16 protein-coding genes are annotated in these 18,417 nt (G+C 65.1%); 4 read left to right on the forward strand and 12 right to left on the reverse strand.

What is annotated here, in order from left to right; genetic code table 11:
* A partial coding sequence (locus tag ACRCUN_RS31985; protein WP_462145624.1) for an aldehyde dehydrogenase family protein occupies positions 1 to 492 on the reverse strand: 492 nt, incomplete at its 3' end.
* Between the two features lie 87 nt (positions 493 to 579).
* Here ACRCUN_RS31985 and ACRCUN_RS31990 point away from each other — a divergent pair.
* The gene (locus tag ACRCUN_RS31990) at positions 580 to 1,473 is read left to right on the forward strand and encodes a LysR family transcriptional regulator (RefSeq protein ID WP_462145625.1); all 894 of its coding nucleotides are present in this window, start codon (positions 580 to 582) and stop codon (positions 1,471 to 1,473) included.
* Positions 1,474 to 1,477: 4 nt separating this feature from the next.
* Here ACRCUN_RS31990 and ACRCUN_RS31995 read toward each other — a convergent pair whose 3' ends face one another.
* Together ACRCUN_RS31995 and ACRCUN_RS32000 are read right to left on the reverse strand one after the other, a co-directional pair.
* Positions 1,478 to 2,893 (reverse strand): amidase, encoded by a 1,416-nt coding sequence (locus tag ACRCUN_RS31995; protein ID WP_462145626.1) that lies wholly within the window; start codon positions 2,891 to 2,893, stop codon positions 1,478 to 1,480.
* 35 nt (positions 2,894 to 2,928) lie between these two features.
* On the reverse strand, positions 2,929 to 4,392 hold the full coding sequence (locus ACRCUN_RS32000; protein ID WP_462145627.1) for a purine-cytosine permease family protein: 1,464 nt from the start codon (positions 4,390 to 4,392) through the stop codon (positions 2,929 to 2,931).
* Positions 4,393 to 4,771: 379 nt separating this feature from the next.
* Here ACRCUN_RS32000 and ACRCUN_RS32005 point away from each other — a divergent pair, with 379 nt between their 5' ends.
* A complete protein-coding gene (locus ACRCUN_RS32005) occupies positions 4,772 to 8,086 on the forward strand; it encodes an NAD-glutamate dehydrogenase domain-containing protein (protein WP_462145659.1) in 3,315 nt (1,104 codons plus the stop codon).
* Here the strand turns inward: ACRCUN_RS32005 and ACRCUN_RS32010 are convergent.
* The 7 genes from ACRCUN_RS32010 to ACRCUN_RS32040 form a co-directional block, all read right to left on the reverse strand.
* Positions 8,083 to 8,958 (reverse strand): LysR family transcriptional regulator ArgP, encoded by an 876-nt coding sequence (locus ACRCUN_RS32010; RefSeq protein WP_462145628.1) that lies wholly within the window; start codon positions 8,956 to 8,958, stop codon positions 8,083 to 8,085. The two genes, ACRCUN_RS32005 and ACRCUN_RS32010, sit on opposite strands and share 4 nt — an antisense overlap.
* Positions 8,916 to 9,455 (reverse strand): hypothetical protein, encoded by a 540-nt coding sequence (locus tag ACRCUN_RS32015; RefSeq protein ID WP_462145629.1) that lies wholly within the window; start codon positions 9,453 to 9,455, stop codon positions 8,916 to 8,918. Before ACRCUN_RS32015 ends, ACRCUN_RS32010 begins: the two co-directional genes overlap by 43 nt.
* Before the next feature lie 180 nt (positions 9,456 to 9,635).
* The gene (locus tag ACRCUN_RS32020; protein WP_462145660.1) at positions 9,636 to 9,980 is read right to left on the reverse strand and encodes a type II toxin-antitoxin system PemK/MazF family toxin; all 345 of its coding nucleotides are present in this window, start codon (positions 9,978 to 9,980) and stop codon (positions 9,636 to 9,638) included.
* A complete protein-coding gene (locus ACRCUN_RS32025) occupies positions 9,973 to 10,209 on the reverse strand; it encodes a type II toxin-antitoxin system antitoxin MazE7 (RefSeq protein WP_462145630.1) in 237 nt (78 codons plus the stop codon). The genes ACRCUN_RS32020 and ACRCUN_RS32025 overlap by 8 nt, the downstream gene beginning before the upstream one ends.
* Before the next feature lie 90 nt (positions 10,210 to 10,299).
* Positions 10,300 to 11,178 (reverse strand): sugar phosphate isomerase/epimerase family protein, encoded by an 879-nt coding sequence (locus ACRCUN_RS32030; RefSeq protein ID WP_462145631.1) that lies wholly within the window; start codon positions 11,176 to 11,178, stop codon positions 10,300 to 10,302.
* A gap of 1 nt (position 11,179) precedes the next feature.
* A complete protein-coding gene (locus ACRCUN_RS32035; RefSeq protein WP_462145632.1) occupies positions 11,180 to 12,199 on the reverse strand; it encodes a Gfo/Idh/MocA family protein in 1,020 nt (339 codons plus the stop codon).
* 6 nt (positions 12,200 to 12,205) lie between these two features.
* On the reverse strand, positions 12,206 to 13,624 hold the full coding sequence (locus ACRCUN_RS32040; RefSeq protein WP_462145633.1) for a sugar porter family MFS transporter: 1,419 nt from the start codon (positions 13,622 to 13,624) through the stop codon (positions 12,206 to 12,208).
* A 147-nt stretch (positions 13,625 to 13,771) separates the two neighbouring features.
* Between ACRCUN_RS32040 and ACRCUN_RS32045 the strand changes: the two genes are divergently transcribed.
* The gene (locus ACRCUN_RS32045; RefSeq protein ID WP_462145661.1) at positions 13,772 to 14,764 is read left to right on the forward strand and encodes a LacI family DNA-binding transcriptional regulator; all 993 of its coding nucleotides are present in this window, start codon (positions 13,772 to 13,774) and stop codon (positions 14,762 to 14,764) included.
* 37 nt (positions 14,765 to 14,801) lie between these two features.
* Positions 14,802 to 16,271: an amidase gene (locus tag ACRCUN_RS32050; protein WP_462145634.1), complete on the forward strand. Its 1,470-nt coding sequence runs from the start codon at positions 14,802 to 14,804 to the stop codon at positions 16,269 to 16,271.
* Positions 16,272 to 16,293: 22 nt separating this feature from the next.
* On the opposite strand, the gene ACRCUN_RS32055 is transcribed toward ACRCUN_RS32050, so the two are convergent.
* Positions 16,294 to 17,013, reverse strand: a complete 720-nt coding sequence (locus ACRCUN_RS32055; protein WP_462145635.1) for a hypothetical protein — start codon at positions 17,011 to 17,013, stop codon at positions 16,294 to 16,296.
* Positions 17,006 to 18,400: a tyrosinase family protein gene (locus tag ACRCUN_RS32060; RefSeq protein ID WP_462145636.1), complete on the reverse strand. Its 1,395-nt coding sequence runs from the start codon at positions 18,398 to 18,400 to the stop codon at positions 17,006 to 17,008. Before ACRCUN_RS32060 ends, ACRCUN_RS32055 begins: the two co-directional genes overlap by 8 nt.
* Positions 18,401 to 18,417 lie beyond the last annotated feature (17 nt).

The following is an 18,417-nucleotide window of genomic DNA, read 5'->3' on the forward strand; positions in this document are numbered from 1 at the left end:
CACCATGGCGGGGAAGTTGAACGGGCTGATCACACCGACCGGGCCCAGCGGCTGCAGTACCGAATGCACGTCGACGTTGGTCGAGGCGTTCTCGGTGAACCCGCCCTTGAGCAGACTCGGGATGCCGCACGCGAACTCGACGACCTCCAGGCCCCGGCTCACCTCGCCGAGCGCATCCGACAGCACCTTGCCGTGCTCGGCGGTGATCAGCGCGGCCAGCTCGTCCTTACGCGCGTTGAGCAATTCCCGAAACGCGAACAACACCGACGTCCGCTTGGCCAGCGACGTGTCTCGCCACCCCGGAAAAGCCGCCACCGCCGCATCGATCACCGCACGCGCATCCTCCACACTGGCCAACGCGACCTCACCGGTCACCGCACCCGTCGCCGGATTCGTCACCGGAGCGCTAGCGCCGGACGTGCCAGGAAAAGGCGTGTTGTTCAACCAATGTGGGATGGGTTGGATCCGGTCTGCGTGCGTGGTCTCCGTCATAGGTCCATGCTCGGCGGGCATTGATGCATTGGTCAACGGCCAATGTTGCACATTGTGGTGCAAATTTGCACGTGTAGGTTTGGCCTGATGCAAAGCGCGGACAATCTTCGTTTCTTCCTCGAAGTGGCACGCACGGGACGCCTCAACGAGGCCGCCCGCAATCTCGCGGTCGACCACACAACTGTCGGGCGGCGGATTACCGCGTTGGAGAAGGCGTTTGGGGTGCGATTGTTCGACCGCTCACCGGGCGGTTGGCATCTGACCGAGGCCGGTGCGGATCTGCTGCCGCGTGCCGAGTCGGTCGAGTCGGCGGTGATCGCGGCCTATGACGCGCGCACCTCGGCGGCCGGGCCGTTGACCGGGACCGTGCGTATGGTGGCGCCGGACGGGTTCGGGGCATTCGTCGTGGCTCCACGACTTGTCGAACTGCGGCGCACCCATCCCCATCTGGACGTCGAACTCGTCACCGCGACCGAGCACGGTTCGCTGTCGGCCCGCCAGTTCGACATCGCGGTGACGCTGGAGGAGCCGCTGCCCCGTGCCGTACAGGTACACCGCCTGGCCGCCTACGACCTGTGCCTGTATGCCGCACCGGACTATCTCGCGTCCGCGCCGCCGATATCCCAGCTGGCCGATCTGACCGATCACACGTTGATCTGGTACATCGATGCGCTGCTCGACGTAGCGCCGCTGCGAATATTGGACTCGTTACCGCACAAGCAGCGCGTGGCGGTTCAGACCAACAACATCACCGGCCACTGGACGGCGGCTCGCAGCGGTTTGGGCATCGCCCCGCTGCCGCAGTACATCGGCGAACCGGATATCTCGCTGAAAATCGTTCTCCCCGATTCATTCTCGGTGCGCCGTACCTACTGGCTGGTCATCCCACGCGAACTGCAGCAGGTCGGTCGGGTACGAGCCGTCGCACAGTTCCTGCGATCGACTGTGGCGACGAACCCGTACCTCACCTACCTGGGCTAGCCGCTCACAGGTCGGGATGCTGCTTATTCCACGGGGTTGCGGCCTGGAACGCGCCGACCACATCGACAAGTCGCCGCTCGTCGAACGCGCTGCCGACCATCTGCAGGCCGACCGGGAACGGATTGCCGGCCTCGGTCGTGGTGAAACCACCTGGAAACGTGATCGTCGGCAACTGCGACAGCGTGAACGGAACCGTGAACCGGTGTACTCCGGCCGTGGTCTCTTCGTCCATCCGGATCATTTTCTCCACCGGCGGCGCGATGAATGACATCGCCGGGATGAGAACGGTGTCCACGCGCGAGAGGGCGGCCTCCATCTGGCCTTTGAAGATCAACCGTCGTTGCAGCAGTTGATCGTATTCGATGCCCGACATCGCGATTCCGCGATCGATGAGCTCGCTGAGAGCCGGACCGTAACTGTCCTTCTGCTCGGGGTACAGCCCCTGGTGGGCACGCGCGGTCTGCACGGCACACACCCCGAACCAGTCGGTGATGGCCTCGGTGGGATCGGGCAGCGTGACGGGGATGAGCTCGGCACCGAGGTCCCGCAACACCTGCTCGGCTTCCTGATGTGCCTTCTCGACGTCGATGCTGACGTCGCGATAGCTCCACTCCGGGTCGATGCCGATCCGCACGCCGCTCAGGGAGGCCGGTGTGGTGGTGCTGAACCCGGGGACTGGGCGCAACGACGCCGTCGGATCCCGGGGATCGGCACCGGCAATCGCACCGAGGATGAGTCCCGCGTCACGGGCGGATCGGCAGATCGGGCCGACGTGATCCAGCGTCGCGGCGAGTTCGACGACGCCCGCGCGGCTCACCCGACCCCACGTGGGCTTCAAGCCCGTGGCTCCGTTGGAGGCCGACGGCATCCGGATCGATCCGCCCGTGTCGGATCCCAATGCCCCGTAACACAATCCGGCCACCGGGGCCACGCCGCTGCCGCTCGACGACACTCCGACCCAGCGGTTGGGATCCCACGGATTCAGCGGGGCACGGAACGGCGGCGTGTGTTCGGTATAGACGCCTTCGGTGGTGTGCACCTTGCCGACGATCACCGCACCCGCCTCGTCGAGACGCTCGACGACCGTTGCCGTGCTTGTCGCGACCTGGCCCGAACGCACGGCCATACCGGCTTCGGTGCGCCACCCCTGCTTGTCGTAGATGTCCTTGATGGCCAGGGGAATACCGTCGAGTGGGCCGCGCACCGTGCCGGCCTTGCGGCGTTCGTCCGATTCGGCAGCCTTGGCCAGGGCCTCGTCCGGCGCGACGAACGCGTACGCGCCCAACCGCTCGTCGACCGCGGCGATCCGGTCGAGGGTCGACTCGGTCAGTTGCCGTGCGGTGACCTCTCCGCGGGCCAACAGCTCCACCAGTTCACAGATCTCGCGGTAGTGCAGTGCGTCGTCGGTCGTTTCAGTCATCTCGTCAATCTCTCTGTACCGTAACTATTTCGGGTTCACTCGACCGCTTCGGCCACCTCGGTCCTGCGGCCGTCCACCACGTCGTCGTCGGCAACCCGCGTTGGTGAACCATACTGTGAGCCCTTGGTCAGGACCGCCAGGGGGATGTAGACGATCGGCCCCACCAGCATGGCCGCGAACGACGCGAAGTGCATCGGGTACGCGCCGGCAACCCCGAGCGCTCCCACCGCGAGCCCGGTCGCCAGCGCCGCCATCCCACACAGGTTCCAGTCTTTGACCCGACCTTCGCGGTATTCGATCTGGCTGCTGGGAGCCAGCTTGAACAGCTTGCGGCAGACGAAGTAGTCACTGAGCAAGATGAAGATCCAGGTGTTGGTCATAATTCCGGTCACCGCAAGGAACTTGTCGGTGTACTGCAGCACGTTGATCGGGTAGAGCACCACCCCGAGCACGACGAGCAGCACCATCCACCACTGCCTGCCGATTTTTCTGGGAGACAACACATCCCAGGCATTCGACAGCGCAAGCGAACCCGAGTACAAGTTCATCACGTTGATCCGGACCTGCGTGAGGATCGCGAATATGACTCCGAGGACGCCCATTACGACCGCGAAGATCAGCCCTGGGTCCGTTGCGGCCAGCTCCTGCTCGGCGCGAGTGCCGTCGAAGTGCGAGATCATCGTGAAACCGAGGAACACACCCAGCACCATCACGACCGAGATCATCAGCAGTTCGACGAGCATCACGCCGGCGGTCCCCGCATAGGACACAGACCTCTTGACGAACCGTCCGTAGTCGGTTGCGATGAGCGCCTGGAACACCACCTGGCCGTTGGCAAGGCTGAGCGCCTGCCACATCGCTGTAGCGGTCACGCCGTCCTGCACGGCCCACTCTCCCGGCCCCACCAACACGTAACCGTTGGCCAGCATCACCATGCCGATCACGAACAGGATGAGGAATATCGGCATACCGAAGCGCTGCAAGATGTTCATCGAGTGCATGCCGCGCCACGAGTAGTACAGCGCGATGAGCGCGACGACAGCGAACACTACGGTTGCGCCGGCCGAATCGATTGATATACCGGCGATCTCACTGAGACCGTGCGAGACGATGCTGCCCTCGAAGATGAAGTAGAAGACATAATTGACCGCATAGACGAACGACGCGATCGCAGAGCCGCGTGCACCGAAGCCCAGCCCCCGCGACAGCAGCGGCAGTGACAAGCCTTCCTGACTGGCGATCCGCATCACCAGAGCACCCACGATCGTTGCGCCGATGACCATGTAGGCGATCGGGATGAGCAGCGCGGGCCAGCCGACCAGAAAGCCCATCTGGCCGCCGAGCGCGAACCAGAACATCGCCGTCACGTTTCCGGTCAGCACGAGGAGAATGGCGGGCCGACGCCACCGCTGACTATCGGGCACCCGCGTGGTGGCGTAGCTCTCGATCTGATCATCCAGGCTCGTTGCCGGGCCCTGGAAGTAACTGCTGAGGCTCAACGCGTGAGTCCTTTCCCGCCTCCGGTGCGCGCGCCGATACCAGCGCACACGGGAGGAGATCGATCCGTTTCAAGACCGCAGGTGCACTGTCGGCGTTGCCTGGACGGGTGGCCGCGCATCCTTGCGATGTGAATTACATCCCAGCCTGGGACGAGAGCTAAGTCAACGAACAGTGCTGCACTCCGAAGTGCATAAATGCACGAGCGAGCACGCAATTTCTCTCGGGCGGGACAGGAAGCGCAGCCTGAGGACGCTTACAAAGTGTAAATATTCCGCCCAACCCGTTTACGTATTGCAGACATCGGGCGGCTTCTTTCGAATCGAGGCTTAGTCCATCGTCGCCCACCGTCCCTACCACCGAGGAGTACACCCCGTGAACGTGTCGAGCGCCAAAGCCGTCACTCACCGTTCCCCGGCAAATCCCGCCGATCTGCCGCCGTCCGTACCCGATCGGCTCATCGAGGCCGAGCAGATCGACGCGCTCGTCGGGGACGCCATCGCAGTCGGTCTCGAGCAAGCCCATGACGACGGCCGCCTACGGTTCGCGCTTGCGGCGTTGGAGGCGGTCCCATTGCGCCGGATGCTCCCCGCGCTACAGAGTATGGACCTGGAAGTGCTTCAGGAGCAGGCGGGTTCGTGGACGCGCGCCGACGGCCGAGTGTGCCACGTGTATCACCTCGTTCTCCAGGCCGGTAACGACGCGGCAGATGAACTGGCGCGCCACGACAGCGCAACCGAGACCCGTATCTGCGAAACGTTTCAGGCGATTTGGGCTGGACGTGCGGAATCTGACAGATTCAACGCGCTGATCATGCGGGCTGCGCTGGACTGGCGACAGGTGTGTGTTCTGCGAAGCTACAGTCGGTACCTGCGCCAACTGCCGTTGCCATACGGCCAGAGTCGAATTCAGCGGATCCTACTGGACAACCCCACGGCGACGCGGGCGCTCATGGCGCTGTTCGAAGCACGATTCGGCCGAGTCGAACAGCCCGCCGACAGCCCACACCGGGTCGCACGTATCGCCGAGGCCGAGCACGTCGTTTCCACCGAAATCGACCAGGTATTGCATATCGATGCCGACCGGACTCTACGGGCCTATCGCAGCCTGATCAATGCGACCATGCGGACCAACGCATTCGCTCCGGATGCGTTGAGCATCAACGCGCCATACCTGGTGCACAAGATGCGGGCCCACGACATCGACGAGCTTCCCCAGCCCCGTCCTCTCTCCGAGATATTCGTGTACTCACCCGAATTCGAGGGCGTACACATGCGCTTCGGCCTCGTGGCACGGGGCGGCCTGCGCTGGTCGGACCGGCACGACGACTACCGCACCGAGGTCCTCGGGCTGGTCAAGGCCCAGGCCGTCAAGAATGCGATGATCGTGCCCGCCGGAGCCAAAGGCGTCTTCGTGGTGAAGGCCCGCGCATCGCTCGACGGCGACGCCATGCGCACGCAGGGGCTTCGTTGCTATCAACAGTTCGTCGCCGCGCTTCTCGATGTCGTCGACAACACCACCGAGACTGACGGCCGTGCTCCGTACGGCGGTCTGGTGAGCCATGACGGACCCGACCCGTATCTGGTGGTGGCCGCCGACAAAGGCACTGCGACGTTCTCCGACTCCGCCAACGCAGTGGCCCTCAAGCGCGGATACTGGCTCGGCGATGCGTTCGCCTCAGGTGGGTCGGCCGGCTACGACCACAAGGCCATGGCCATCACCGCGCGCGGCGCCTGGGTCAGCGGCGACAGCCATCTCGCCGACCTCGACATCGATTCGCGGACTGACACATTCACCGCGGTCGGCATCGGTGACATGAGCGGCGACGTCTTCGGCAACGGCATGCTGCTGCGCCGGGGCCTGACCCTCGTGGCCGCATTCGATCACCGCCACATCTTCATCGACCCACGCCCTGACATCGAACGCGCCTTCGCTGAACGACGCAGGCTGTTCGGGCTCGCCCGATCATCCTGGGACAGTTACGATCGCGCGTTGGTCAGCGAAGGCGGTGGTGTGTGGCCGCGCACCGCGAAGACCATCCGGACAACTCCCCAGATGCGCGACGCCCTTGGCATCGCCGGGCCCGATACGGCCATGACGCCCAATGAACTGATCGCCCATATCCTGCGCGCTCCGGTGGATCTGCTGTTCAACGGCGGCATCGGGACCTACATCAAGGCGGCCGACGAACAACATGCCGACGTTGCCGACAAGGTCAACGACCCGGTTCGCGTCGATGCCGCCGATGTGCGGGCTCGCGTGATCGTCGAAGGCGGCAATCTCGGCGTCTCGCAGCGCGGACGTGTCGAGTTCGCGCGGCGTGGCGGACTGATCAACACCGACGCCATCGACAACGCGGCCGGTGTCGACTGCTCCGACCACGAAGTCAACATCAAGATCCTCCTCGACGGGGCGGCTCGGTCCGGCGCTGTCGCGAACAACTCGCGAAACCGACTGCTCGCCGAGATGACCGACGAGGTCACCCAACTGGTCCTCGCCAACAACCAGGCCCACAATCGGTTGCTCAGCGACGCGCGGTTCAACGCCGCGCAGATGGTCGACGTGCACGGGCGAATGACCGCCGACCTCCAGAACCGCCGCGGCCTGCACCGCGAACGCGAAAACCTACCAAGTATCAAGGGATTCGCCGAACTGGTCAAAGCCGGGCAGGGCCTCACGACGCCGCAGCTCGCGACCTTGATGGCCCACGTCAAGCTCGACCTCAAAGCCGATCTTCTCAGCGCCGACATGTTCGACGATCCGTATTTCGAGGCGACGCTGACCCAGTACTTCCCCGCAACGCTGCGACACCGCCTCGGCGAACCGCTACCCGACCATCCGCTACGGCGCGAGATCATCACCACCTCGATCGTCAACCGTGTGCTGGCCACTTCAGGGCTGACCTACGCCTTCCGCCTCGCCGACGAAACGGCCGCGACGACAAGCGATATCGTGCGTGCACACGCGATCGTGTCCGACGTCTTCGACTTGGACACTTTGTGGGCCGACATCCACGCCGCCGAGCTATCCCCCGCGCTGACCAACACCCTGATCATCGAAGGGCGGCGGCTCCTCGACCGGGCGTCACGCTGGTTCCTGCTCAACCGCCCGCAGCCACTCGACGTCGGTGCCGAGATCGACCGGTTCGGCCGAGCCGTTGCTGCCCTGCGGGGCCGGCTCGGCTCGATGCTGCGCGGCAACGAACTGGCCGCGGTCACACATGCCCGCGAGGAACTGACCGAATGTGGCGTACCCGCCACGATCGCCACGCACATCAGCGAATCGCTCTACGCCTTCAGCCTTCTCGACATCATCGAGATCGCCGATGCCGACGGTGCGGATCCCCTTCACCTGGCCGGAATCTACTTCGAACTGTCGGACCACCTCGGTGTCGACAGCCTGCTGCTGGCCGTCTCCTCGCTCCCCCGAGGCGGTCGCTGGCACGCGCTGGCCAGACTCGCACTACGCGAGGATCTCTACCGCTCGCTACGTGATCTCACGCTCGACGTCAGCAGGCGCGTCGCCGAACCGGCTGACATCACGGAGACCATCGAGGAGTTCGAGGCGTACAACCGGCCGCGGCTCGACCGGGCCCGGAGAACCCTGCGAGAGTTCCACGAGACCGACGAGCCCGACCTGGCAGTGCTGTCTGTCGCGTCAGCACAGCTGCGCAGGCTCACCGGCGCGCGGGTTTAGCGTAGCGGCCTACCGGTCAGCCGCAGACTTCCCGCGGCTGACCGGACCGCGTCGGTGATGGCCGTGACCGTCGGGCTGTCTAGCTTCCAGCATTGCCAGAAAAGCGGCACATCGAGGTGGTGTGTGGTGATCGGCACGAAGGACGCGTCGACGAGTTCTTCCGGGTACATCCCCCACCCCAACCCGGACTTCACCGCCGCGCCGAACCCTTCCGCGGTCGGGATGAAATGCGTCGGCCGTGCGACGTCTTTACGAAACGCCTTACGGACCAGTTGATCCTGTAGCGCGTCATCGCGATTCCATGCCAGCGACGGCGCGTTGGCCGCAGCCTCTCGCGTGAAGCCATCGGAAAAATGTCGTTGCACATACTCGGCACTGGCGACGGGCACGTAGCGCATCGCTCCCAGCGGATAAACCCGACAGCCTGACACCGCAGACCGCTCAGTCGTCACCGCGCCCATCACCACGCCCTCACGCAGGAACCGCGCCGAGAGATCCTGGTCCTCGATCCGAATGTCGAACAACACCTGCGGCAGCTGCCCGAACACACCGGTGAACCAGGTCGCCATCGAATCGGCATTGACTGCCAGCGCGATCCGGGTGCGCTGCGCGGAACCGCCACCCATCTCCGTCAGCGTCTCCGACTCCAACAACGCCGTCTGAGCCGCCAACCGCAACAACGGAACCCCGGCCGACGTTGCCGTGCAAGGCTTCTCCCGCACGACGAGCACCTGGCCGACTCGCTGCTCCAACGCCTTGATCCGTTGGCTCACAGCCGATGGCGTGACATGCAACCGTTGAGCCGCGGCATCGAAGCTGCCGAGCTCGATCACCGCGGCGAACGCGGCGAGCTGTTGACCGTCGATCTGCACATTAACGATGCTAATGCGATGGCCACCTGATCAGCTCCCTTCATGCGCGAGCAGACGCGCGGGTACCCGAGAACCGCCTTCGCTCCACTCGGTGCGTTCCCCGAAGCTGGTGTGCCCCTTGCGGTCATCAACGGCAGGCCCGTCGACGGGAACAACCGGTTGGTGAGGTCGTCGGCGGCATGGCTGCGCGCCAGCACTGGAAGTAGTCGGCTGCTGCCAAGGTCGGCGGTGACCGTCGCCTTCGAGGTCTCCAGTCGCTCGCCGATGCGCGTGGCGTACGAGATGAGGAACGATTGGCGAAACGATCGCGTCCCGTTCTCTCCGCGACTGCTGACATGACGGCCGGCAGCGAGCATCGCCCGGTTGGCTTGCACCAACGGCGATGTCGCCAGGAGTTCGACGAGTTCGAGATCGGTGTAGGCGCCGACGACCGTGATGAAGCCGAGGTTTTCCGCCCATACTCCGCGGCAGCGGTTCGCGGAGGCCACTACCAGCACCAGCACCGCCTTGGCCCCGGCGTACGGGCTGTCGATCCTTGTGCTTGGCGGCGCGCTTCTCGCGGTTGCGTCGGTTCATGGCCGGATTCTGGCCGAAGGGTCTGAGAAGATCTTCGGTCCAGCCCGCTCGGTCAATCCCATGCCTCGTGTATCCGAGATTCGTCGGCTACGAAAGCCGTGTCACCTGATCCCCAGAATCAGAGCGAGGGCATGTTCGATTTGGCGCATCGTGTCCGGTGTCAATGCGCCTAGCCGTTCCAACAGACGGGAGCGGGCCACAGCGCGAACACCGCGGCAGACTGCAACGCTCTCGGTATCAACCCCTTCGGCGGGCACGACCGCTGGCCTCAACGGGGACCCCGAGCGAAAACTCGACACTGGTACGACTACGAGGAGCTCATCCTCAAGGCCGGTGAGTATCTCATCAGCCGAAACCACGACGGCCGGGCGATGTTTGGCAGGTTCACCGCTGCGACCGGCGCCGAGCGCGACGAGCCAGAGCTCGCCGCGGCGGGGCTCAGGCAACACCGTCGCCGGTGGCATCGTCCCAATCGCGGTCCTCTTCACTCGCCGCGCGGACCTTCGCGTCAGCCCGTGCGGCCTCCCGTTCAGCGTGGAAGAACGCCTCGCGCTCAGCACTGGAAGCCAGCTCGGCGAGTAGCGCGGCGATGGAGATCCCCCGGTCACGGGCTTGTGCAGCGAGCCGGTCACGGGTCTGGGTTGGAACCCTGATGGTCGTCGTCTGAGTAGACATACATGTAGCCTACTCCGTATACACGTGCAGCGCGTCTTTCAGCTACCAGCTCGTCAGCCGTCGCTTGACATCGGAGCTATTGCTCGACGCTCAAACTGACCGGTACTTGTTCATGTACTCCGTCATGGTGGCGAGTTGATAACGCGAAACCTCCTCGGCGTTCTCGTCTTCGGCGAAGACCGACGACACCATGACGGTGTCGGGGCGGTCATAGAAGCCGACCTCGGCGAGGCCGGAGAAGAACTCGTCCCAGTTGATGTCGCCGTCACCGATCTTGAGGTGTTGGTGTACCCGCACCGGGTTGCCGGGCGGATTGGTGATGTAGCGCAGGCCGTGTGAAGCATGGTGATCCATGGTGTCGGCGACGTGGACCAGCCGCAGCTTGTCTCCGGCCGCCCGCATGATGTCGAGCATGTTGCCCCCCATGTGGTAGGTGTGGCACGCCACGTACACCATGCCGATGTTGGACGAGTTGACGCCGCGGATGATCCGCAGCGCCTCCATGCCGTCTTCGACGAAGTCGTCGGGGTGCGGATCGATCCGCACGTCGATCCCTTCACGCTCGAAGATCGGCACGAGTTCTTCCATGGAGCGGAAGAACGCCCGCTCGGACTCCTCGGCTTTCTCCGGGCGCCCGGAGAACTCGGTGTTGATCACGTTTACACCGAGATCGACCGTGATCTGGATGACCCGCTTCCAGTAGCGCAGCGCGGCTTCACGGGCGTCCTCGTCGGGCCCTGACCACCGCAACACCGGAAGCACCGACGCGATGCCGACGCCCGCGTCGGCACACGCCTTACGGAACGCCGCAACTAACGCATCGTCGGCGCGAGGGTGGTTGAAGAACGGGATGAAGTCCCGGTGCGGGGTCAATTGCAGGTATTCATAGCCGAGTTCGGCCACGAGCCGGGGAAACTCCAACAACCTGTGCGAGTGGTGAAACGGCGTCGGATCAAGCGCGATCTTCATGTCAGGCTCCTGGGATGGATTCGCGGGCAACCATGTTGACGGCAACGGCCTCGCCGGAGTTCAGCGATTGCACGCCGGCCTCGCAGACCGCCGCGGCGGCATAGCCGTCCCACGCCGTGGGTCCGTCGACGTTGGACCCGGCGCGGACGGCGTCGACCCATCGCTGGATCTCGGTGTCGTAGGCGCGCCCGAACCGCTCACGGAAACCGGGTGTGATCCGACCGCCCCACGTGCCGGGCGCATGTTTGCGTACGAGTCCGACATCCAAACCGATCATGGCCGAGCCTGTTTCGCCGACGACCTCGGTGCGGACCTCGTAGCCAACGCCGGTGTGGACGAACAACTCGACGTCGACATGGCGATCGCTCACGGTACGCAGGATCGCGATCTGCGGATCGGCGAGACCTTCTGGGCCAGATGGATTCGGGGCCGGCTTGATGATCTGGATCGAGGCGATCTCCTCGTCGAACACGAACCGCGCGACGTCGACCTCGTGGACAAGGGAATCCCGGACCACCATCGCGCTGCCGAAACCGTGCGGTACGGCGGGATTGCGGTGAACGCAGTGCAGCACCAGCGGACGCCCCAATCCGCCGCTGTCCAGCAGAGCTTTCAGCTCCTGGTACTCGTGGTCGAATCGGCGCATGAAGCCCACCTGTATCAGTCGCCTGCCCAGCTCGGCTTCCCGGCGCACCACCTCCAGTGCGGTCTCCTCATCGGTGGTCAGCGGCTTCTCGCACATCACCGGTTTGCCGTGTTCGAGGCAGGCCAGCAGCTGCTTCTCATGCGTCGAACCCGGCGTGGCCAGTACGACGGCGTCCACATCGGCGTCGGCGATCGCGTCCAACGGATCGGCGACCGCCCGGCACCCGGGTATGCCCGCCGCGATCTCCTCGGCTTTCTCCGCGACGTAGTCGTTGACCACCGCCACACGAGCGCCCACGATCCGGCTCGTGATCCGAGCGACGTGGTCGCCCCCCATCAGGCCGACGCCGAGAACGGCAACACGTAGATCCGACATGACTTTTCAGATTCCTTTCGATGTGACGGCGACCGGCTCGGTGCCGTGTGATTCGAAGCGTTCCTCAAGTTCTTCGAGGGTGGTTCCCTTGGTTTCCGGCACGTAGCGGCGGACGAACAGCCATGAGGCGATGTTGACGGCGACGAACAGGCCGAAGGCGCCGGTCGAGCCCAGTGCGGAGTTCAACAGCGGGAACAAGAACGAGATGACGGCGTTGGTGCACCACAGCACGAAAACCGCTACACCCATGGCGAACCCGCGGATGCTGAGTGGGAAGATCTCGGCAAGGAGCAGCCACACACACGTCCCGATGAACATCTGGACGAAGGCGACGAACGCCACCATGCACGCCAGGATCACGTAACTGCGAGTCGTCGACTCCGGAAGCAGAAACACAAGCGACAGGACGGCCTGCGACGCAGCCACTCCCGCGAAGCCGATGAGCAGCATGGTGCGACGGCCCACGAAGCCGAGCAGAATGATACCGATGATCGTAGTCACCACCGACGTGACCCCGACGGCGATCGTGGCGACCAGCGCGGCGCTGACACCCAGACCGCTCTTCTCGAGAATCGTTGGGGCGTAGTAGTTCACGGTGTTGATGCCGGTGGCTTGCTGCACGACCGCCAGACCGCATCCGACGAGCACCACCCGACGGATCCATGGCACGTCCCGGATCACCGACATCGATGGGGCGGTGCTCTTGAGCATGTGCGCGGTGTGCTCGACGATCAAGTCGTATTCGGCGTCGGCCTCCGCGGGAGGACGGCTGAGCCCGAGTACCGAACGGGCCTCCGACATGCGGCCCTTGAGGCCGTACCAACGTGGCGAGTCGGGCAACACCAACATGCCCAGGAGCAACGCGACGGCAGGTATGGCGGCCACCGCGAGCATCGTGCGCCATACGTGCGGGTCGTGGATGAGCCGGTCGAGCAGCGCATTGGTGGCGAAGGCCAGCATCTGGCCCGTCACGATCATCAGCTCGTTGATCGTCACCATGCGACCTCGCCGGTCCGCGGGTGCCATCTCGGCCAGATACAGCGGGCAGGTGACGGCCGCCGCGCCGACTCCGAGACCGAGGACGATGCGGGCCGCGACCATGATCTGCACATTCGGCGCCAGCGCACATCCGAGCGCGCCGATCAGGAACAGCGCACCGCAGACCAACAGCGTCCGCTTGCGACCGATCCGGTCGGCGACCCGCCCGCCGAACAGTGCGCCGAACGCCGCTCCGGGAAACAGCAGGCAGCTGACCACCGTCGCCTCGCCGAAGGCGCTGAGGCCCAGGTCGTCCTTCATGTAGAGCAGGGCGCCGGAGATGACGCCGGTGTCGTAGCCGAACAACAGCCCGCCCAACGTGGCGATCACCGTGAGTTTGGTGAGGAACTTGCCACCGGTTCTGTCGCCTTCGGATGTGCGAGACATATCGGACCTCATTTCGAGCCTCGTACTAACGCGCGTTAGTAACGCGCGTGAGGTCTACTATGGGTGCGTGACCGAAATGTGTCAACCGTCACTTCCGCGGAACACCCCGTGACGCCCGCACCGCGGGCGGGGAGCCGCAAGCCGACGATGGCCGATGTCGCGACCCGAGCCGGCGTATCGCGCACGCTGGTGTCATTCATCCTGGACGGCAAGCCGGGCGCCAGCGAGGAAACCCGACAACGCGTTTTGGCCATCGCCGACGAGATCGGCTACCGGCCTGACGCCGCGGCACGACTGCTCGCGCAGGGCCGCAGCCGCACGATCGGGGTCCTCAACGATGTGCACCAGCTCTTTCAGGCCGAACTGGTGACCAACATCTACCCGGCAGCCGAGCGACGCGGCTACGACATGCTGCTGACAGCCAATCTCCGCGGCTATCCAGAGGCAGCATTCGTCGAGTCGCTGCTGAGCCACCGCTGCGGCAGCCTCATCCTGCTGGGCCCCCGATCCACTCAGGACTACTTGCAACAACTCGCCGAGCGAGTTCCGACCGTCGTGGTCGGTCGCCGCCTCGCGAACATGTCCCATGCGACCGGCATGCTCGCGACCGTCCGGACCAACGACACGAAGGGCATCCGGCTGGCCGTCGATTACCTCGCCGAGCTCGGACACCGCGCCATCCACCACGTCGACGGCGGTGACGACCCCGGCTCCGCTGACCGCCGTCGCGCGTACCGTGCCGCGATGCGCCATCACGGGTTGGACGACCACATCGCCGTCATCCCCGGCGCCCACAACGAAGAGGCCGGGGCGGCCGCCGCACAGGCCGTGCTCGCCGCGGGCGATCTCCCCACCGCGGTACTTGCCGGCAACGACCGCTGTGCGATCGGACTGCTCGACGGCTTCACCCGCGCCGGTGTCGATGTACCCGGTGAACTGTCACTGATGGGCTATGACGACAGCCACCTGTCCGACAACCCCCGCATCGATCTGACCACCATCCATCAGGACGCTCCCGAGCTTGCGCAGCACGCAGTCGAGCTGGCCGTCGAGCTGCTCGAGGGCAGGCGCACCGAGCCCACCGACGTGGTGCTGGAACCCAAACTGGTCGTGCGATCGACGACGGCGCCGCCCGGATAGCCCACTACCGGAGGTTCGCGCGGGATACGTTCAGACCGTGAACTTCGACGAGTACCGGGCGTACGACGCCACCGGATTGGCGGAACTGGTTGCCAACAGGCAGGTTTCGCCAAAAGAACTGCTCACGGTGGCACGCGAGCGCGCGTCGGCGGTCAATCCGCGGATCAACGCCATCGTCCGCGAAGTACCGGCCGAACCAGCCGATGACGCGAGTGGCCCATTTGCCGGCGTCCCGTTCCTCATCAAGGATCTCGCGCAGGACTATGCCGGACTGCCCACATCAGCCGGTTCGCGCGCGCAGATGTCACTGCCCGCCGCCGAGCATTCCACCATCGTCCAGCGCTGGCTCGACGCGGGGCTGGTCATCTTCGGCAAGACCAACACTCCCGAGTTCGGCGCGAAGGGCATCACCGAGTCGGTCGCGTGGGGTCCGGCCCGCAATCCATGGGATCCGACGCGCACGCCGGGCGGCTCTTCGGGTGGATCGGCTGCCGCGGTCGCAGCGGGTATCGTTCCCTGCGCGGGCGCGAACGACGGTGGCGGATCGATACGCATTCCGGCGGCATGCTGCGGGTTGGTCGGTTTGAAACCGGGTCGCGGGCTGACCCCGTTCGGGCCGGGGACAGCCGAGTCGATGCATGGTGCGGCCGTGCAGGGTGTCGTGTCGCGGACTGTGCGGGACACCGCGGCCATGCTCGACGTCATCAGCGGCAGTGAACCGTGGGGTCCGTATGTGCCTGCCGCACCCGAGTCGTCGTACTTGTCGTGTGTACGAACACATCCCGGCAAGCTCCGGGTCGGCGTTCGGGTGCCCTCGGCGATCACCCCGGCGCCGCATCGCGAGGCGGTCGCGGCCGTCGAAGGAACCGTCCGAACGCTGACCGAGCTCGGCCACCACGTCGAGGAACTGCCCGAGGCGCCGTTCGACGATGCCGCGCTCGCCCGCGACTTCCTGCTGACCTGGTTCGTCTACGCCGCATGGGAACTCGCCGAGGCGAAGCGACTGACCGGTGCCGGTGACGAGTCGTTCGAACGGGACACGCTCATCATGGCCGCCCTCGGCCGGTCGACGAGCAGTGTCGACTACGTGGATGCCGTCCAGCGCCGCCAGGACCACACGCGGCGGCTGAGCACCTTCTTCGAGTCCTACGACCTGCTGCTGACACCCACGCTGGCGACGCCGCCGCCGAAGGTCGGCGAGTTCGACCTTCCCGCCGTCCTTCAACATGCCGCCGACGCATTGCTCAAGACACGGATGGCCCGGTTGCTGCGCTACACCAAGATCATCGATGACATGGTGGACAAGAATCTAGGCTGGGTGCCCTACACACAATTGGCGAATCTCACTGGCCGCCCCGCTATTTCACTGCCATTGCATTGGACGACGGACGGCCTGCCGCTCGGCGTCCAGTTCGTCGCCCCGCTCGCGGGCGAGTCACGGTTACTCCAACTGGCAGCCCAACTTGAGCTGGCACTGCCATGGGCAGATCGCGTCGCGCCGATCTGAACCCATCGGTGCCGCGCGGCTCTCAGACCGGGATCGGGGCAAGCATCGCGACGCCGACAGCCAGGTAACCGGCGGCCAACGGCACGCGAATGTCGCGGCCGCGCACGCTGAATCGCTCCCACCACAGCAGCCCGGTGATGAGCGCGGAAGCGGTGAGAGCCGGGCTCAACGCCATCAACGTCATGGGCACGGCGCACAGCCGCATGCAGCGGTAACAAGCGTCGGCACCCCACCGCAGCCCGCCGCCGACTGGGCGACCCGGCCGCATGGGCCGGGTTCGCCGACAGGCGGTCAACCGGAGTGCACGTCCCCGACTCAGCTGCGTCGCCACACAGACACCCGTCAGCACGACGACGGCGCCGACCGGGGTCATAGTCACCGTCACCACCTCGCCGGCCAGGTGCATACCGACGGCGACGACGCACCAGATCCCGATGAACGCGGCCCACGCCGCCGAGATGGCCAGCGCCGCTTCGGTCCACAACGTGGTGCGGGCAACCGTATGCAACAGCGGAAAAGCGAACGGACTCATCATGATCAGCGTCGTACCGACTATCATGAGCACATGGCTGAAGTGGTCGGCATGCGTGTGGCCGGCGGCGCCGTGCGATCCACCCGTCTCGGCCTGCACCGCGGCTACCAGTAGCACGCCGGTCAGGACTCCGGCGGCACAACACCACAGGGGCAGCGTGTCCGCGTCGAGCCGCGGACGTGCCGGAATGGCAACCTGTTGATCAGTCATGAGCAACACTGAGCGCGACCGTGCCGACGTTGATCGGTGGAGCCGCGACCGCAGCCGGCGGCGCATCGGCCTCGGTGCCCGCAATCGGAAGAAGCGACACCCGCAACTGGGTGAGCTCGCCTGCGACAGCGTCGCCGCCTACCACATCGGTTACGTCGAACGAATAGCTCAGTGGCTTAGCGTCTTTCGATCCAGTGGTGTGCTCGATCCCGAAGAAGGACACCAGCCCGACCCGATGACTCTTGAGCGTCGCGGCGTCGGCGTCATCGGGCACGTTGACATAGACCCCGTAGATCACGTCGGGGTTGTGCACGCCGGTGATGTCGGCCAGACGAAGATAGAACCGCGGTTCGCCACCTTCGACCGCGCCACGTGGGACGGGCGGCAACGCACCGACGGCAAGCTCGGCTGATGCGCCGTCGCGGCCGAGTTCGAGCGGCTCGGTCTGCTGTGCGATGGTCTTGACCTTCGACTCCGGTGGCATCGGCACGCGCTCCTTGGGTTGGCCCGCGATCGCTGCGATCGGCGCCTCAGCCGGCAGCTTGTCGTAGGTGTAGTTCAGCTTCTCGGTGTTGACGACGTCGCTGACCGCCATCTGGACGAGCGCGCCGGACTTGTCCCGCAACCGAAACGTCTTGGTGAGCCATTGTCCGGCGGTCGGGTTGTTGCCGGTCTTGATTCGCCAACTTTCCCAGAGCCGATCGATATTGGCGTGGTGCAGCCAGAAGATCGGATCGAGTGCCGCGGTGTCCGGGTTGTTCATCAGGCCACCGATCCAGCCGTGGATGATGTCGTGCGGTTGCTGTTCGAGATCGCCCTTGACGCCGTCGAAGCCGTGGTGAAAGCCCGTCATCGGGCCGCCGAATCCCCCCGGGGTGCCGTTGGGAGGAGTGATGAACTGCGTATCGTCCATCGCGTCGACGGAGGATGCGAATTCCTCGGGCATCGGCACGCCCGCGTTGACCGCTGGCCGGCGCCGCTGCACGCGGAGCGGGTTCGGTGATCCGTCGGTCAGCGTCGGCTCGGTGAATGCCGGCGGGATCTCGAGTGCCTTGTCCGAGCGCTCGTAGTTCCAGTACGGCAGTGCCCAGTCTGCCGGGCCGTTCTGCGCGACGATCTCAGCTCGCACGATCTCCTCGAAGTGATGGAGGTACATGCGATGCCATGGTGCGAAATACCAACTGGCGTGCTGGCATTCGTTCCACGGCGCACCGGGTGGAGGCGGCGTGTTCGCGAGCCCGTGCACCGCGGACTGGTAGCGCCAACTGGTGGGGTCGGACATCGGTTTGTCTTGCATGGCGCGGATGGCCCGGGCGTACCACAGCAAGGTATCCGGCCATATTGTGTTGGCGCTCAGTGCCCATGCGTCTTGTCGGGTGAAGGTCATCATGTGCTCCATCTCGT

It is taken from the genome of Mycobacterium venezuelense, from assembly GCF_054919535.1.

What these genes read in the sequence shown, in the direction of transcription:
- ACRCUN_RS31990 (WP_462145625.1), top strand. Translation starts at nt 580, where the DNA reads ATGCAAAGCGCGGACAATCTTCGTTTCTTCCTCGAAGTGGCACGCACG.
- ACRCUN_RS31995 (WP_462145626.1), bottom strand. Translation starts at nt 2,893, where the DNA reads ATGACTGAAACGACCGACGACGCACTGCACTACCGCGAGATCTGTGAA.
- ACRCUN_RS32025 (WP_462145630.1), bottom strand. Translation starts at nt 10,209, where the DNA reads ATGTCTACTCAGACGACGACCATCAGGGTTCCAACCCAGACCCGTGAC.
- ACRCUN_RS32030 (WP_462145631.1), bottom strand. Translation starts at nt 11,178, where the DNA reads ATGAAGATCGCGCTTGATCCGACGCCGTTTCACCACTCGCACAGGTTG.
- ACRCUN_RS32035 (WP_462145632.1), bottom strand. Translation starts at nt 12,199, where the DNA reads ATGTCGGATCTACGTGTTGCCGTTCTCGGCGTCGGCCTGATGGGGGGC.
- ACRCUN_RS32040 (WP_462145633.1), bottom strand. Translation starts at nt 13,624, where the DNA reads ATGTCTCGCACATCCGAAGGCGACAGAACCGGTGGCAAGTTCCTCACC.
- ACRCUN_RS32045 (WP_462145661.1), top strand. Translation starts at nt 13,772, where the DNA reads ATGGCCGATGTCGCGACCCGAGCCGGCGTATCGCGCACGCTGGTGTCA.
- ACRCUN_RS32055 (WP_462145635.1), bottom strand. Translation starts at nt 17,013, where the DNA reads ATGACTGATCAACAGGTTGCCATTCCGGCACGTCCGCGGCTCGACGCG.
- ACRCUN_RS32060 (WP_462145636.1), bottom strand. Translation starts at nt 18,400, where the DNA reads ATGACCTTCACCCGACAAGACGCATGGGCACTGAGCGCCAACACAATA.